We start from the raw sequence: 14854 nt of genomic DNA, 5'->3' as shown, positions 1-14854 counted from the left end.
AAACCCGAGAGACAGCAAATCTCAGTCGAACTTCGAGAAATCCGGCTTGCGCTTCTCGAAGAATGCCGTAAATGCCTCCTTGGCTTCCGGCGCCACCAGCATGCGGCGGAACACCTCGCCCTCCTCGGCCATTTTCTTCTCGACGGCCGCCACATCGTCACCCTTCATCAGCCGCTTGGTCTCGCGCAGCGACGACGCCGGCAGCGCCGCCAGCCTGGCCGCCTGCTTGCGCACGTAGTCCGACAGTTCGGCCAACGGCAGCACCTTCGTCACCAGCCCGATATCAAAGGCCTCCTGCGCGCTGAACGCCTCGCCCAGCAGCAGCTTTTCGGCTGCGCGCTGGTAGCCCACCATGCGCGGCAGCAGCAGGCTCGATGCGGCCTCGGGGCACAGGCCCAACTGCGCGAACGGCAGCGACAGCCTGGCGGTTTCCGACGCGTAGACCAGGTCGCAATGCAGCAGCAGCGTGGTGCCGATCCCCACGGCCGCGCCGCTGACCGACGCCACCACGGGCTTGCTGGCATGGCTGATGGCGTGCAGGAACTGGAACACCGGCGGCTGGGCGCCGTCGTTGCCCTGCGTCGGCGGGCGCTTCATGAAATCTTCCAGGTCGTTGCCGGCCGTGAAGATCTCGGGCTTGCCCTCGATCACGATCACGCGCACGGCCTTGTCGGACTCGGCGGCACGCAGCGCGTCGGCCATGGTCTGGTACATGGCGGCGGTGATGGCGTTCTTCTTGTCGATGCGATCGAAACCAATGGTCAGGATGCCCTGGTCGATGCGGGTGGCAATGCTCATGTCTTCCTCGTCTCGGTCGTGATGCAGACTGCCGCTCACACGAACGGTGGCGGCATGTCGGAAAGATAACTGAGCCCGAACGCGCCCGCGCCCACGTTGAGCGCGACGGTCAGGCTCATCGGCGCGAGCATCAGCTCCACGCCATGCTTGGCGGCGGTCCTGGTCAGCGACTGCCACGCCGGCCACGATTCCACCTCGTCCAGATCGCCTGCATAGGCGGCGGCCACCGCAGGCGTCAGCAGGCACCTGGCCCGGATACAGGCTTCCACATGGCCCAGCAGGCGGCGCACGCCGTCCTCGGCGCCGCGCACCTTGGCAATCGCCTCGGTCTCGCCCCGGTGCATGCGAATCACCGGGCGGATATTGAACGCGCTGCCCAGCATGTAGCGGCTCCACGTGATGCTGTTCTCGCCCTTGTGCTTTGCGCGCGTGTACATGTACAGCAGTTCGTCCGGGATCAGGAACATGTGCGCGGCATCGCGCAGGCGGTTCTCCACCGCGTCGACCACCTCGGCGGCCCTGGCGCCATCGGCCAGCATGCGGGCGGCCTCGCGCACGATCAGCGCCTGGCCAGGCCCGATCGCGCCCGTATCGATCACGGTCAGGTCGAACAGGCCACTGCGGCCGGCGTCCTTGCGCAGCTTGAAGCTGCGCGCGACCGTGCCGACCACGGCGCCGGTGGCATTCGCGTAGAGCTTGCTGCGGCTGCTGGCAATGGTCAGCAGGATGGCCCGGTCGCAACCGGCCACCACGTTCTTCAGAAAATGGTCTTCCAGCTCGCGTTCGAGCAGCGGGATGGATTCGGCGTAGTGGTCCTGCTTGCCCACCAGGTACTGGTGGTAGAGGTCCGGCAGCGCATCCTCGTCGCGCGTGTCGACCACGAAGCGGTCGCCGGCGCGGATGCGGAACGGGATGGTGCGGACGCCCAGCGCGTCCATCATCGAACGCGGCATGTCGCATGCCGCGTCGGCCAGAATGGCGGTCTCCTGCATATTGTTGTTCTCCTCCGGGTCAGTGCGTCAACGTGTTGGCATCTTCGTGTCCATACATTTCTTCATCTGATCGAAGGTTGGGACAGCCCTCCCCCGGGCTGTCCCTGCGGCGCGTTCAGACGCGCTCGAAGATTCCGGCGGCGCCCATGCCCGTGCCCACGCACATGGTGACCATGCCGTACTTCAGGTTGTGGCGACGCAGCGCGTGCACCACCGTGGCCGAACGGATCGCACCGGTCGCACCGAGCGGGTGGCCCAGTGCAATCGCGCCGCCCATGCGGTTCACGCGGGCCGGATCGAGTTCCAGGTCACGCATCACCGCCAGCGACTGCGCGGCAAACGCCTCGTTCAGCTCGATCCACTCGATCTGGTCCTGCGTCAGGCCACCGGCCTTCAGCGCGGCCGGAATCGCGGCCTTCGGGCCGATCCCCATGATCTCCGGCGGCACGCCACGCACCGCGAACGATACGAAGCGGGCCAGCGGCACCAGGTTGAACTGCTTGAGGATCTTTTCGGAAACCAGGATCAGCGCGCCGGCGCCATCCGACGTCTGCGAGCTGTTGCCGGCCGTCACGCTGCCCTTGTTGGCGAACACCGGGCGCAGCTTGCCCAGGCCTTCCACCGAGGTGTCCGGGCGCGGACCTTCGTCCAGCGAGATAGTACGCGTCTTGACGCTGACCTGACCAGTAGCGAGATCCGGAAACTTCTCGACTACCTCAATCGGGGTAATCTCGTCGTTGAACTCGCCGGCCTGCTGCGCGGCGATGGCCTTCTGGTGCGAAGCCAGCGAGAAAGCGTCCTGGTCTTCGCGGCTCACCTTCCATTGCGTGGCAACCTTCTCGGCGGTCAGGCCCATGCCGTACGCAATGCCCACGTTCTCGTCGCGCTCGAAGATCGACGGCGACATCGACGGCGAGTTGCCCATCATCGGCACCATGCTCATCGATTCCACGCCGGCGGCAATCATCACGTCGGACTCGCCCACGCGGATGCGGTCCGCCGCCATGGCCACGGCCGACAGGCCCGAGGCGCAGAAACGGTTCACCGTGATGCCGCCCACGGTATTGGGCAGGCCGGCCAGCAGCGCGCCGATACGCGCCACGTTCAGGCCCTGCTGGGCTTCGGGAATCGCACAGCCAACGATCGCATCCTCGATCAGCGCCGGGTCCAGGCCCGGCACCTGGGCCACGGCGGCCTTCAGGATCGACGCCAGCAGGTCGTCGGGACGGGTGTTCTTGAACGCGCCCTTGGGGGCCTTGCCAATCGGCGAACGGGTAGCCGCAACGATGTAGGCGTCTTGCAGTTGTTTCATGATGTCGGTTCCTCGTTGGCGGATTAGTTGCGCACCGGCTTGCCCGACTGCAGCATGCCCATGATGCGCTCCTGCGTCTTGCCGTTGCCCAGCAGGTCGATGAACGCCTTGCGTTCCAGCGCCAGCAGCCAGTCTTCGCTGACCAGCGAGCCCGCCTCCACGTCGCCGCCGCACACTACCTCGGCAATGCGCGACGCGATCAGGAAGTCGTGCGCCGAGATGAAGTTGCCGTCGCGCATGTTCACCAGCGACGCCTTGATCGTGGCGATGCCCGAGCGGCCAGCCACCGGAATCAGCTGGCCCGGCAGCGGCGCACGATAGCCGGCGTTAGCCAGCGCGCGCACTTCGCTCTGCGCCACGTACAGCAGTTCGTGGACGTTGTAGACGATGGTGTCGGTCGGCTGCACGTAGCCGATCTTCTGCGCATCCAGCGCGGACGTCGACACCTTCGCCATGGCTGCCGCCTGGAAGCGGTTGGTGACGAAGTTCAGGTAGTTCGTGCTGCCGGCAGCCTGCGCGGCCCTGGCCGCGGCAATCGCGGCTTCCTTCAGCCCGCCGCCGGCCGGCACCAGGCCCACACCCACTTCGACCAGGCCCACGTAGCTTTCCATTGCCACCACGCGCTTCGCCGAATGCAGCATCAGCTCGCAGCCACCGCCCAGTGCGATACCCGACACGGCCGGCACCACCGGCACCGCCGCGTACTTCACGCGCATCATGGTGTCCTGGAACTTCTTCACGAACGGCTCGATGCCCTTGGCACCGCCCATCATGAAGGCCGGCATGGCGGCTTCCAGGTTGGCACCGGCCGAGAACGGACCACCCGGCGCACCCAGTTGCAGCGAAGTCGGCTGCCATACCACCAGGCCCTTGTATCCGGCTTCGGCCAGGTCCACGGCGCGCACGATGGTGTCGAGCACATCCGGGCCGATGGTGTTCATCTTGCTCTTGAACGAGATGACCAGCACATCGTCGGCGCCTTCGCTGGTCCAGATGCGCGCACCGTCGTTTTCTTCGATGGTCTTGCCTGCGCGGCGCGGATCGGCGGCATCGGTGCCCTTGATGGCGGCCCGGAACACCTGGCGCCCGTACACCGGCAACGCGGCACGCCTGACGAAGCTGCTGGTCGCGGGCGACCAGGAGCCTTGCGCCGAATGCACGCCACCGTTGTCGGCCACGGGGCCCTGCAGCACCCAGGCCGGCAGCGGCACGTTGGCCAGCGTCTTGCCCGCCTCGATATCTTCCTTGACCCACTGCGCCACCTGCGTCCAGCCGGCGGCCTGCCAGTCCTCGAACGGGCCCGAGTTCCAGCCAAAGCCCCAGCGGATCGCCAGGTCGATATCGGCAGCCGAGCCGGCGATCTGCTCCAGGTACACGGCGATGTACTGGAACACGTCGCGGAACACGGCCCACAGGAACTGTGCCTGCGGGTTGGTCGATTCACGCAGCAACTTGATGCGCTCGGCCGGGTCCTTCTTGAGCATGCGCACGACGATCTCGTCGGCCTTCTTGCCCGAATCCACGTACTGGCCGGTCTTGGCATCCAGCACCTTGATGACCTTGCCTTCCTTCCTGTAGAAGCCGGCGCCGGTCTTCTGGCCCAGCGCGCCCGCATCCACCAGCCCCTTCAGCACGGCCGGCGTCTTGTAGACCGCCGCGAACGGGTCGCCGCCCAGGCCGTCCTGCATGGTCTTGATCACATGCGCCATCGTGTCCAGGCCCACCACGTCGGCGGTGCGGAACGTGGCCGACTTGGCGCGACCCAGCCTGGTGCCGGTCAGGTCGTCGACGATATCGAACGGAATGCCGAACTTCTCGGCCTCGGCGAACACGGCCAGGATCGAGAAGATGCCAACGCGGTTGGCGATGAAGTTCGGCGTGTCCTTGGCACGCACCACGCCCTTGCCGAGCGTGGTGGTCAGGAAGGCTTCCAGGCGATCCAGGATCTCCGGCTTCGTCGTGGCGGTCGGGATCAGCTCCACCAGGTGCATGTAGCGCGGCGGATTGAAGAAGTGCACGCCGCAGAAGCGCGCCTTCAGGTCGGCGTCGAAGCCGTCGGACAGTGACGTGATCGACAGGCCCGAGGTGTTGGTCGCGAAGATCGCGTTGGGCGCCAGGTGCGGCGCCACCTTCTTGTAGAGGTCGTGCTTCCAGTCCATGCGTTCGGCGATCGCCTCGATCACCACGTCGCATTCCTTGAGCAGTTCGATGTCGTCCTCGTAGTTGGCCGCGCGGATCAGGCCCGCTTCGTCCTTGATGCCCAGCGGCGCCGGCGACAGCTTCTTGAGGTTTTCGATGGCACGCGTGGCGATGCCGTTCTTGAGGCCTTCCTTGGCCGGCAGGTCGAACAGCACCACGGGCACGCGGGCGTTGACCAGGTGGGCGGCAATCTGCGCGCCCATGACGCCGGCACCCAGCACGGCGACCTTCTTGACGATGAAATTGGACATGCGCGCTCCTAGAGTCGTGAGCGTTTGAGAAGAGAGTCTGAGAGGCCGGAGGCGGTCAGACGACCGCCTCCGCATTACCTGACGATCAGAACAGGTCGGCGTCCAGCGCCATCAGCGTGGCCGAACCAGCACGAGCCTTGCGGATCTCGGCAGCGGTTTCCGGCAGCAGCTTGGCGAAGTAGAAACGCGCCGTGGCCAGCTTGCTGACGTAGAACTTGTCGCCGCTGTCCTGCTTCTCGAGCGCGATCTTCGCCATGCGGGCCCAGAAGTACGAGAACACCAGGTGACCCACCACGCGCAGGTACGGCACGGCGGCGGCACCCACCTCGTCGGGGTTGCCCATCGCCTTCATGCCGATTTCCATCGTGAGCTTCTGCACCTTGTCGCCGATGTCGGCCAGCGGGTTCACGAACTCCTGCATGGCTTCGTTGGTACCCTCTTCCTCGACGAACTGCTGCACGATCTTGCCGAATGCCTTCAGCTTGGCACCCATGTCGCCCAGGATCTTGCGGCCCAGCAGGTCCAGCGACTGGATCGTGTTGGTGCCTTCGTAGATCATGTTGATGCGGGCGTCGCGCACGTACTGCTCCATGCCCCATTCAGAGATGTAGCCGTGGCCGCCAAACACCTGCATGCCTTCGTTGGTCGACGTGAACGCGTTGTCGGTCAGGAAAGCCTTGATCACCGGAGTCAGCAGGGCCACCAGGTCGGCAGCCTCCTTGCGCACGGACTCGTCCGGGTGCGACAGTTCGCGGTCGATCTGCAGCGCGGTCCAGTAGCTGAATGCGCGGCCGCCTTCGACGTAGGCCTTCTGCGTCAGCAGCATACGGCGCACGTCCGGATGCACGATGATCGGGTCGGCTGCCTTCTCGGGCGCCTTGGGGCCGGTCAGCGCGCGCATCTGCAGGCGGTCCTTGGCGTAGGCCAGCGAGTTCTGGTAGGCCACTTCGGTCAGGCCCAGGCCCTGCGCGCCCACGCCCAGGCGGGCCGCGTTCATCATCACGAACATCGCGTTCAGGCCCTTGTTGGCCTCGCCCACCAGCCAGCCACGGGCGCCGTCCAGGTTCATCACGCAGGTAGCGTTGCCGTGGATGCCCATCTTGTGCTCGATCGAGCCGCACTTGATGCCGTTGCGCTCGCCCGGGTTGCCACTGGCATCGGGAATGAACTTCGGTACGACGAACAGCGAGATGCCCTTGGTGCCTTGCGGGGCGTCCGGCAGGCGTGCCAGTACCAGGTGGATGATGTTCTCGGCCAGGTCGTGTTCGCCCGCCGAGATGAAGATCTTGGTGCCGGTGATGGCGTACGAGCCGTCGGCCTGCGGTTCGGCCTTCGAGCGCAGGATGCCCAGGTCGGTGCCGCAGTGAGGCTCGGTCAGGCACATCGTGCCGGTCCACACGCCCGACACCAGCTTGGGCAGGTAGGCCTGCTTCAGTTCCGGCGTGCCGTGCGCGTGCAGCGCCTCGTAGGCACCGTGCGACAGGCCCGGGTACATCGTCCAGGCCTGGCCGGCCGAGTTCAGCATCTCGTACAGCGCGTTGTTGACGATGATGGGCAGGCCTTGGCCGCCGAATTCGGGATCACACGCCAGCGCAGGCCAGCCGGCCTCGACGTACTGCTGGTAGGCTTCCTTGAAGCCCTTCGGGGCGCGCACCACGCCGTCGCCGACGTAGGTGCAGCCTTCGCGGTCGCCGGGCTGGTTCAGCGGGAACACCACGTCCGCGCAGAACTTGCCGGCTTCTTCGATAACCTGGTTGATGGTGTCCGCGTCGATGTCCGCGTGTTGCGGCATCGCCTTGAGTTCGGCTTCTGCGCCGAGCAGTTCATGGAGCACGAACTGCATGTCGCGCAACGGTGCGGTGTACTGGCCCATCAAAGACTCCTTGGAGGTTTGCTTAGTGCCGCCACACGCGCATGCCGCACGCCCTGGAGGGGACGCGTGCGACCGTTGCCCGGGGGCGGCTCAGGTACGGTAAGACTGAATCAGTTTGTTGAGCGCGACCATGGCAAGTTCGGCACTGTCCGGCAGGCGCAGAAATCGGGCGTCGTGATGCAAGCCTAGTTCAAGGCTGTACATTTCGAACAGCATCAGGCGCGGATCGCAATCCGCGCGCAGGTGCCCCTCTTCCCTGGCCTGGTCGATCGCGCGCAACAGCGCGGCCCGCCAGATCGTGACGCTCTTTACCAGCTCGTCACGCACCGGGCTTTCCGCGCGGTCGTCGTACTCGACTGCCCCGCTGATGTAGATGCAGCCCGTGGTCACTTCCTGGATGCGCTTTTCCATCCAGCGTCGCACCATCGACCACAGGCGAGGCAGACCGCGCGGCTCCTGCAGCGAGGGGTAGAACACCTCCTGCTCGAACCGCCGGTGATACTCGCGCACCACTTCCACCTGCAGGTCTTCGCGCGAACCAAAATGCGCGAACACGCCGCTCTTGCTCATCTGCATGCGTTCCGCGAGCAGGCCGATGGTCAGCCCTTCCAGCCCGTCGCGGGACGACAGTTCCAGTGCGGCATCGAGAATCGCCACGCGCGTCATCTCACCCTTTCGCAAGGGCGTGGGCGCGGCGGCGGATTCAAGACGAACTGACTGGTGTCGCATGGTTTTCTCTCCGTTCTCTGCAGCATCCCGCGGATGCTGTTTCCTGGCTTGACGCTGCTTTCGGCAGGCGCCGCGACAGCTGACTGCCATCGCAAATGCACGAAGTCTAAGCCAAAAAAGAACGGTCGTTCAGATTATTCTGGCGAGGCCGACTGGCATCAAGTATTTAATTAGACCCGTGTTTCTAAACACGCGGTGCCGGTGGGGCCGGCATGGGGGCGCGTTGCAGCGCATTGCAGCAACGGCTTAAAAACCGCATCGGATCGCCGGATGCGCGCAACCGGCTGGGGTCGTCCTGCGGCAAGGCACCATGTTACCGTGTGACGCCCTGGCGGCGCCTCAGTAGCGTCCCGTCACCCCGGCGATGACGACGCCGAGACGCAACACGTAGTAGGCGGCCCAATTGGCAAAGCGCCGCAAACGCGGCAGCCGGGCGTGCACCTCCGGCATCACACGTGCGCTGCGGTGGTCCATGGCCCGCTCCAGCCGGGCGCGCAGCGTATCGGTAAATGTGGCGTCATAGACCGCCACGTTGGCCTCGCGCGCCAGCAGCAGGCTGAAGGGGTCCATGTTGCTGGACCCCACCGTGGCCCACGTATCGTCGACCACCGCCACCTTGGCATGCAGGAAGCTTTCCTCGTACTCGTAGATCTCCACGCCCGCCTCCAGCAGCCGCGCGTAGAGGGCGTGGGTGGCGTAATGCTGAAGCCGGTATTCCACCATGCCCTGTAGCAGCAGCCGCACGCGTACGCCGCGCTCGCGGCAGGCCAGCAGGGCCCGGCGCATCTTGTGGCCGGGCAGGAAGTAGGCGTTCGCCAGGATCACGTCGCGGCGGGCGGAGCCCAGCGCGTAGAGGTATTCCCGTTCGATGGTGCGGCGATTGCGCAGGTTGTCGCGCAGCAGCAAGGCGGCGGGCACACCGTGGGGCTGGACGTCGCCACGTGCCTGCCGTGCGCCACGCGTCAGCAGTTCCACCTCGGCAAACGCATTCGCGGTTTCGCGCAGGCCGCGCCGTTGTGCGATGCGGAACCAGAGCCGGGCCGACGCCAGCGCAATCTGCGCCACCAGCGGCCCGCGCACGCGCACCGCGAAGTCGTAGCGCGGCCCCAGTTCCGGCAGGTCCATCGGGCCGTGATTGTGGTCGTCGATGATATTGATGCCGCCCACGAAGGCCACCTTGCCGTCGACCACGGCAATCTTGCGATGGAGCCGCCGCAGGTGGCGCCGCGCAAACTTGAAGCCGCGCAGCGGCCGGTAGATCTCCACATTGACGCCACCGGCACGCAGGCGGTCCAGCAGCGCTGCGGGCATGTCGCCGGCACCAAACCCGTCGACCACCATCCGGACATCGACACCGCGCCGGGCGGCGGCGACGAGCGCATCGCCAACCCGCGCGCCCACGTCATCGTCGGCGTAGATATAGGTCTCGACCACCACGTGCCCCTGCGCCGCGTCGATGGCCGAGATCAGCGCCGGAAAGAACTCCTGGCCGTTGCGCAGCAGGTCGACGAGGTTGCCGGGTACCGGACTGCCGCGCCGGCGCACCCAGTGCATCAGCCTGGCCTTTGCCTGGGCCCCGGCGGTGCGCAATTCATGGACGGACCCGGGCAGGCCGGGCGCAGACGCCTGCGGCGCGGACGGTGCCGATGGCGCGGCATCGGCCGGGCCGGCATCGGGCGCATCGGGGGTGCGTGGCAATTCGGGTTCGGCGCGATCGTAGATCCGTGACATGGCTCGATTATCGACCAACGGGCGGCTCCTGCACATGGCCCGGCCGAACTCTGCTATTGTCGGGACATTGTGACGCCCAACAGGGAAAGCATTGTGAAGGTATTCGGTATCGCCGGTTCTTCGGGCAGCGGCAAGACGACGTTGCTGGACCAGTTGATCCCCCGCTTCGTGGCCGACGGCCTGCGCGTCGCCGGCATCAAGCACACGCACCACGGTTTCGATCCGGATACACCTGGCAAGGATTCGTGGCGCATGCGCCAGGGCGGTTGCGAAAACGTGGTGCTGGTGGGCGCCCGGCATCTGACGCTGATGCGTCATTACCCGGAAGACAAGCCGTCTCCGGAAATTGGCGAAGCCCTGGCCGTACTGCCGCCCGACACCGATCTGGTGATGGTCGAGGGCTACAAATGGAGCGATTTCCCCAAGCTGGAAATCTACCGGCCCGCCAACGGCAAGGCGCCGCTCTGGACCGAAGTGCCGGGCGTGGTGGCCGTAGCCACCGATGCGATGGGCGAGGTGGCCGGGCAGACCACGCTGCCTGTGATCGACCTGGCCGACGCGGACGCGATCTACCGCTGGATCCGCGACTATCTGGCGTCGCACTGACACCAGACCCGGAGGGCCCCGGGCGGGCCCTTCGCCGCCTTTCCCCTTGCCGCCTTACGCTTCCGGAATTGCCACGCGATGGGCCAGTTCGGCCATCAGCGGCACGTGATCCGAGCGCTGGGCCCACTCGCGGCCGGTCAGCGCCTGCGTCCGTTCGATATCGAAGCCGCGCACATAAATGCGGTCGAGCTGCCACCACGGCATATGGCTCGGAAAGGTATGGATGCGCCCGTTCTTGGCGTGCGCCGATTCCACGGCATTGAGCGTGTTGCAGATGCGGGTATCGAGCTTGTGGTTCCAGTCGTTGAAGTCGCCGGCGATGACCAGCGGCGCATGGTCGGGCACCACCGACCGCACGCGCTCCACCAGCGCGCTGGCCTGCCGCACCCGGCTGCGCGCGAACAGCCCGAAATGCACGCAGATCAGGTGCGCCTCAACGCCGTTGATATCCGCCACCGCATGCAGCAGGCCGCGCTGCTCGAAGCGGTGATCCGAAATATCAAGATTTTCCGACATCAGGATTGGATGCCGCGACAGGATCGCATTGCCATGGTGCCCGTGCTCATACACCGCGTTGCGCCCGTAGACCGAATGCGGATAGGCGTCGGTGGCCAGGTAGTTGAGCTGGGTGTGATCGGGGTCGAACAGCTCGGCGGCGATCAGGCGGTCGTTGCGGTCCTGCACTTCCTGCAGGAACACGATATCGGCATCCATCGACTGCAGGCCCGTGCGCACGCTCTGGATACGCGGCTTGCCCGTGAAACCCTTCACGCCCTTGTGGATGTTGTAGGTCACGACGCGCAGCCTCATCGCGCCTCTCCCCGTGCGGCCCCGGCCTCCACGCGCTGCGCGCCGGCCATGCGCCACGCCAGCTGGCGCACCGCCTCGGCATTGCTGCTCGAAAAGCAGCTCTCGGCAGCCGCCTGCCAGGGCAGCCATTCGAACTGCAGGTGTTCACGCGGCGCCAGCGTCACCGGCAAGGGCTCGGGCACGCACAGGCCGAACCAGTGCTCGGTGTTCCGGGTGATGCCGGGGGCATAGCGATGACGCCACTGGGGGTAGATTTCGTAGTCGATCGTATGCCGCCAGTCGGTCAACTGGTAGCGGCTGGCAACGATGCCGGTTTCCTCGGCGACCTCGCGGGCGGCGGTGGCCGCCAGCGGCTCGTCTTCGGCATCGAGGCTGCCCGTCACCGATTGCCAGAAACCTGGCCGGTCGGCGCGCTCGATCAACAGGACTTGCAGGTCTGGCGTATGAATGACGACCAGCACCGATTCGGGAATCTTGTAGCGCATGGGGCGGTGGAAGCAACAGACCCCAAGCATAGCGCAGCGGCGCCAGCTTCGGCGTCCTCCGCTGTCTGAATACCGCGATGTGGAATCAGGCGGCAGTCTGCTCGCCCTGCCCGCGAGGCGTCAGGTAGTGCCCGCCGGGAACCGGGCTGGCAACGCCGTCCGGCCCCGTGCCGGGCATGCCGCCCAGCCATGTATCGAAAACCTCGGGCGAATCGCCATGGCCCCAGGCGGCGCGCAGTTGCTGCATCAGCGGCGCCAGCGCCTGGGTGTAGCGCTGCGCTGCCACATGGGCGTGTTCGGCCAGCGCATCGGTGCTTTCACGCACCTGTGCGGCCAGTTGCGCGCGTTCCTGGCCGATTTCCTTCTCGCGCATGCCAAGCTGGTTGTATTTCTGGATCAGGAAGCGCTGGTAGTCGCCCGCCTCCACACCCTGCGCGGCCTGCGCATTGACCTGTTCGAAGCGCAGCACGATGCTGGCCGTTTCCTGCTCGACATGGGCTGCCTCGGCGGTCACCTGCTGCAACGCTTCCTGCAGCCGGAGCGCCTCGCGCCGATGGGTCTGCAGGCGTGTTGCCTCGTCGTCAAACGTGCGCTGGGCGGTCAGGTAGGCCTGCACCACGGGCTGGGGCGCCACCACGAGCAGCGGGTCGGCGCCACCGGCGCGCCGGCCAGAAAGCAGCGCATCTTCGGCCAGCCGCAGGTTGCCAAGGTCCTCAAGCCAGCGGCCGCGGGCCATGACGGTTGCCACGGTATCGAGCGCCAGCTTGCGCAGGGCCTCGGCACGCTGCGCTGCCACGGGGCCCTCGCCCTGGACGGGCTGGGAGTAGTCCGACAGCGGCTGCGCGTTCTGCACGGCATGGGCGATATCGGGCACGCAGGCAGCCACCGTGGTCGCCACCGATTCCGACATGGCCTGGGCCGACTTGCGCACCGCGCGGCGCAGTTCGAAGCGCGCCAGCAGCATCATGAGCAGCCCGGCCACCAGCCAGGTCAGGATGGTTTCCGCGTGGGCCAGTACGAAGGCCCGGATTGTTTCCGTATCGAGTTGCAGCATCTGGTGTTGTCCTCCCACGTCACGACCGGCCTTTCGGGTGGGCCAGCTTCGCGCGCATCAGGCAGAAAGACAGCGTCCGGGGTGCCTTCGTTCCGGGTGGTAACAAATGGAAACGCATCCTTGCGCCGGAAACAAAAAAGCCGCGCTTGCGCGCGGCTTTTTGTGCCGTAACCGGAATGATCCGGCGGCAGGTCGGGGCGATCAGGCCGTGGTCTTCGGCTCTTGCGCGCGCAGGCGGATATGCAGTTCGCGCAGTTGCTTCTCGTCGACCGAGCTCGGAGCCTGGGTCAGCAGATCCTGGGCACGCTGGGTCTTCGGGAACGCGATCACGTCGCGGATCGAATCGGCACCGGCCATCATCGTCACGATACGGTCCAGACCGAAGGCCAGGCCACCGTGCGGCGGCGCACCATATTGCAGTGCGTCGAGCAGGTAACCGAACTTGGCGCGTGCCTCCTCGTCGCCGATCTTCAGCGCGCGGAACACCTTGCTCTGCACATCCTCGCGGTAGATACGGACCGAGCCGCCACCCATTTCCCAGCCGTTCAGCACCATGTCGTAGGCCTTGGCGATGCACTTGCCCGGATCCGTTTCCAGATACTGCAGGTGCTCGTCCTTCGGGCTCGTGAACGGGTGGTGCATGGCGACCCAGCGGGCATCTTCCTCGTCGTACTCGAACATCGGGAAGTCGATCACCCACAGCGGCTTCCAGGTGTCCTCGAACAGGCCGGTGCTCTTGCCGAATTCCGAATGGCCGATCTTCAGGCGCAGCGCGCCGATGGCGTCGTTCACCACCTTGGCCTTGTCGGCGCCAAAGAAGATGATGTCGCCGTCCTTGGCTTCGGTGCGCTTCAGGATCTCGGCAATCGAGGCGTCGTGCAGGTTCTTCACGATCGGCGACTGCAGGCCGTCACGGCCCTTTGCCACTTCGTTGACCTTGATCCAGGCCAGGCCCTTGGCGCCGTAGATCGCCACGAACTGCGTGTAGGCATCGATTTCGCCGCGCGAGATGGCGCTGCCGCCCGGTACGCGCAGGCCCACCACACGACCGTTGTCGCTGTTGGCCGGACCCGAGAACACCTTGAAGTCGACGTCCTTCATGACGTCGGTCAGTTCGGTGAATTCCAGCTTGACGCGCAGGTCGGGCTTGTCCGAGCCAAAGCGGGCCATGGCTTCGCGGAATTCCATCACCGGGAACTTGGAGACCAGGTCCACGTCGATCGCGTTCTTGAACACGGTGCGCATCATGTCCTCGAACAGGTCACGGATCTCCTGTTCGGTCAGGAACGACGTTTCGCAGTCGATCTGGGTGAATTCGGGCTGGCGGTCGGCGCGCAGGTCCTCGTCACGGAAGCACTTGGTGATCTGGTAGTAGCGGTCGAAGCCCGACACCATCAGCATCTGCTTGAAGATCTGCGGCGACTGCGGCAGCGCGAAGAAGTGGCCCGGGTTCACGCGCGACGGCACCAGGTAGTCGCGTGCGCCTTCCGGCGTGCTCTTGCCCAGCATCGGGGTCTCGATGTCGATGAAGCCCTGTGCGTCCAGGTACTTGCGCACTTCCATGGCCACCTTGTAGCGCAGGCGCAGGTTGTATTGCATCTGCGGACGGCGCAGGTCCAGCACGCGGTGCGTGAGGCGCGTGGTTTCCGACAGGTTGTCGTCGTCCAGCTGGAACGGAGGCGTGACCGACGGGTTCAGCACGGTCAGCTCATGGCACAGCACCTCGATCTTGCCCGAGGTCAGGTTGCTGTTCTCGGTGCCGGCCGGACGCGGGCGCACCTTGCCCACCACGCGGATGCAGAATTCGTTGCGGATCTCTTCCGCCGCCTTGAACATCTCCGGGCGATCCGGATCGCACACCACCTGCACCAGGCCTTCACGGTCGCGCAGGTCGACGAAGATCACGCCGCCATGGTCGCGACGGCGCTGCACCCAGCCCGTCAGGGCCACTTCCTGGCCGATCAGTTGTTCGGTCACCAGACCGCAGTAATGTGTACGCATGGAAGACATAGGA

12 protein-coding genes are annotated in these 14854 nt (G+C 65.7%); 1 reads left to right on the top strand and 11 read right to left on the bottom strand.

Annotated elements, in window-relative coordinates; all coding sequences use genetic code 11:
- Nucleotides 1-21: 21 nt before the first annotated feature.
- From ACOABP_RS11180 to clsB, 7 genes are all read right to left on the bottom strand, one after another.
- Nucleotides 22-798, bottom strand: coding sequence for an enoyl-CoA hydratase (locus tag ACOABP_RS11180; protein ID WP_474225044.1), 777 nt, complete (start codon nucleotides 796-798; stop codon nucleotides 22-24).
- Between the two features lie 35 nt (nucleotides 799-833).
- Nucleotides 834-1790, bottom strand: coding sequence for a DegV family protein (locus ACOABP_RS11175; RefSeq protein WP_474225043.1), 957 nt, complete (start codon nucleotides 1788-1790; stop codon nucleotides 834-836).
- Between the two features lie 115 nt (nucleotides 1791-1905).
- The gene (locus ACOABP_RS11170; protein ID WP_474227816.1) at nucleotides 1906-3105 is read right to left on the bottom strand and encodes an acetyl-CoA C-acyltransferase; all 1200 of its coding nucleotides are present in this window, start codon (nucleotides 3103-3105) and stop codon (nucleotides 1906-1908) included.
- A gap of 20 nt (nucleotides 3106-3125) precedes the next feature.
- Nucleotides 3126-5552, bottom strand: a complete 2427-nt coding sequence (locus tag ACOABP_RS11165) for a 3-hydroxyacyl-CoA dehydrogenase/enoyl-CoA hydratase family protein (protein WP_474225042.1) — start codon at nucleotides 5550-5552, stop codon at nucleotides 3126-3128.
- 85 nt (nucleotides 5553-5637) lie between these two features.
- Nucleotides 5638-7425: an acyl-CoA dehydrogenase C-terminal domain-containing protein gene (locus ACOABP_RS11160; RefSeq protein WP_066739513.1), complete on the bottom strand. Its 1788-nt coding sequence runs from the start codon at nucleotides 7423-7425 to the stop codon at nucleotides 5638-5640.
- A 90-nt stretch (nucleotides 7426-7515) separates the two neighbouring features.
- A complete protein-coding gene (locus ACOABP_RS11155) occupies nucleotides 7516-8106 on the bottom strand; it encodes a TetR/AcrR family transcriptional regulator (RefSeq protein WP_066739514.1) in 591 nt (196 codons plus the stop codon).
- Between the two features lie 387 nt (nucleotides 8107-8493).
- A complete protein-coding gene (clsB, locus tag ACOABP_RS11150; protein WP_474225041.1) occupies nucleotides 8494-9885 on the bottom strand; it encodes a cardiolipin synthase ClsB in 1392 nt (463 codons plus the stop codon).
- A gap of 93 nt (nucleotides 9886-9978) precedes the next feature.
- On the opposite strand from clsB, the gene mobB reads away from it, so the two are divergent.
- Entirely contained in the window at nucleotides 9979-10491 is a 513-nt protein-coding gene (mobB, locus tag ACOABP_RS11145; RefSeq protein ID WP_474225039.1) for a molybdopterin-guanine dinucleotide biosynthesis protein B, read from the top strand.
- Between the two features lie 54 nt (nucleotides 10492-10545).
- Here the strand turns inward: mobB and ACOABP_RS11140 are convergent, their stop codons facing one another.
- The 4 genes from ACOABP_RS11140 to aspS all read right to left on the bottom strand — a co-directional run bounded on the left by ACOABP_RS11140 (nucleotide 10546) and on the right by aspS (nucleotide 14850).
- A complete protein-coding gene (locus ACOABP_RS11140; RefSeq protein ID WP_474225037.1) occupies nucleotides 10546-11301 on the bottom strand; it encodes an endonuclease/exonuclease/phosphatase family protein in 756 nt (251 codons plus the stop codon).
- On the bottom strand, nucleotides 11298-11786 hold the full coding sequence (nudB, locus tag ACOABP_RS11135; protein ID WP_474225036.1) for a dihydroneopterin triphosphate diphosphatase: 489 nt from the start codon (nucleotides 11784-11786) through the stop codon (nucleotides 11298-11300). Before nudB ends, ACOABP_RS11140 begins: the two co-directional genes overlap by 4 nt.
- 85 nt (nucleotides 11787-11871) lie before the next feature.
- The gene (locus ACOABP_RS11130) at nucleotides 11872-12837 is read right to left on the bottom strand and encodes a hypothetical protein (protein WP_474227815.1); all 966 of its coding nucleotides are present in this window, start codon (nucleotides 12835-12837) and stop codon (nucleotides 11872-11874) included.
- Between the two features lie 204 nt (nucleotides 12838-13041).
- Nucleotides 13042-14850, bottom strand: coding sequence for an aspartate--tRNA ligase (aspS, locus tag ACOABP_RS11125; protein ID WP_474225035.1), 1809 nt, complete (start codon nucleotides 14848-14850; stop codon nucleotides 13042-13044).
- Nucleotides 14851-14854 lie beyond the last annotated feature (4 nt).

The sequence above is a fragment of the Cupriavidus sp. HE11 genome (assembly GCF_056097175.1).
The sequence above is the reverse complement of the archived record's forward strand: the minus strand, read 5'-3'. Positions and strand labels throughout refer to the sequence as shown.

What these genes read in the sequence shown, in the direction of transcription:
- aspS (WP_474225035.1), bottom strand. Translation starts at nt 14,850, where the DNA reads ATGTCTTCCATGCGTACACATTACTGCGGTCTGGTGACCGAACAACTG.
- ACOABP_RS11165 (WP_474225042.1), bottom strand. Translation starts at nt 5,552, where the DNA reads ATGTCCAATTTCATCGTCAAGAAGGTCGCCGTGCTGGGTGCCGGCGTC.
- clsB (WP_474225041.1), bottom strand. Translation starts at nt 9,885, where the DNA reads ATGTCACGGATCTACGATCGCGCCGAACCCGAATTGCCACGCACCCCC.
- ACOABP_RS11175 (WP_474225043.1), bottom strand. Translation starts at nt 1,790, where the DNA reads ATGCAGGAGACCGCCATTCTGGCCGACGCGGCATGCGACATGCCGCGT.
- ACOABP_RS11140 (WP_474225037.1), bottom strand. Translation starts at nt 11,301, where the DNA reads ATGAGGCTGCGCGTCGTGACCTACAACATCCACAAGGGCGTGAAGGGT.
- ACOABP_RS11160 (WP_066739513.1), bottom strand. Translation starts at nt 7,425, where the DNA reads ATGGGCCAGTACACCGCACCGTTGCGCGACATGCAGTTCGTGCTCCAT.
- nudB (WP_474225036.1), bottom strand. Translation starts at nt 11,786, where the DNA reads ATGCGCTACAAGATTCCCGAATCGGTGCTGGTCGTCATTCATACGCCA.
- ACOABP_RS11180 (WP_474225044.1), bottom strand. Translation starts at nt 798, where the DNA reads ATGAGCATTGCCACCCGCATCGACCAGGGCATCCTGACCATTGGTTTC.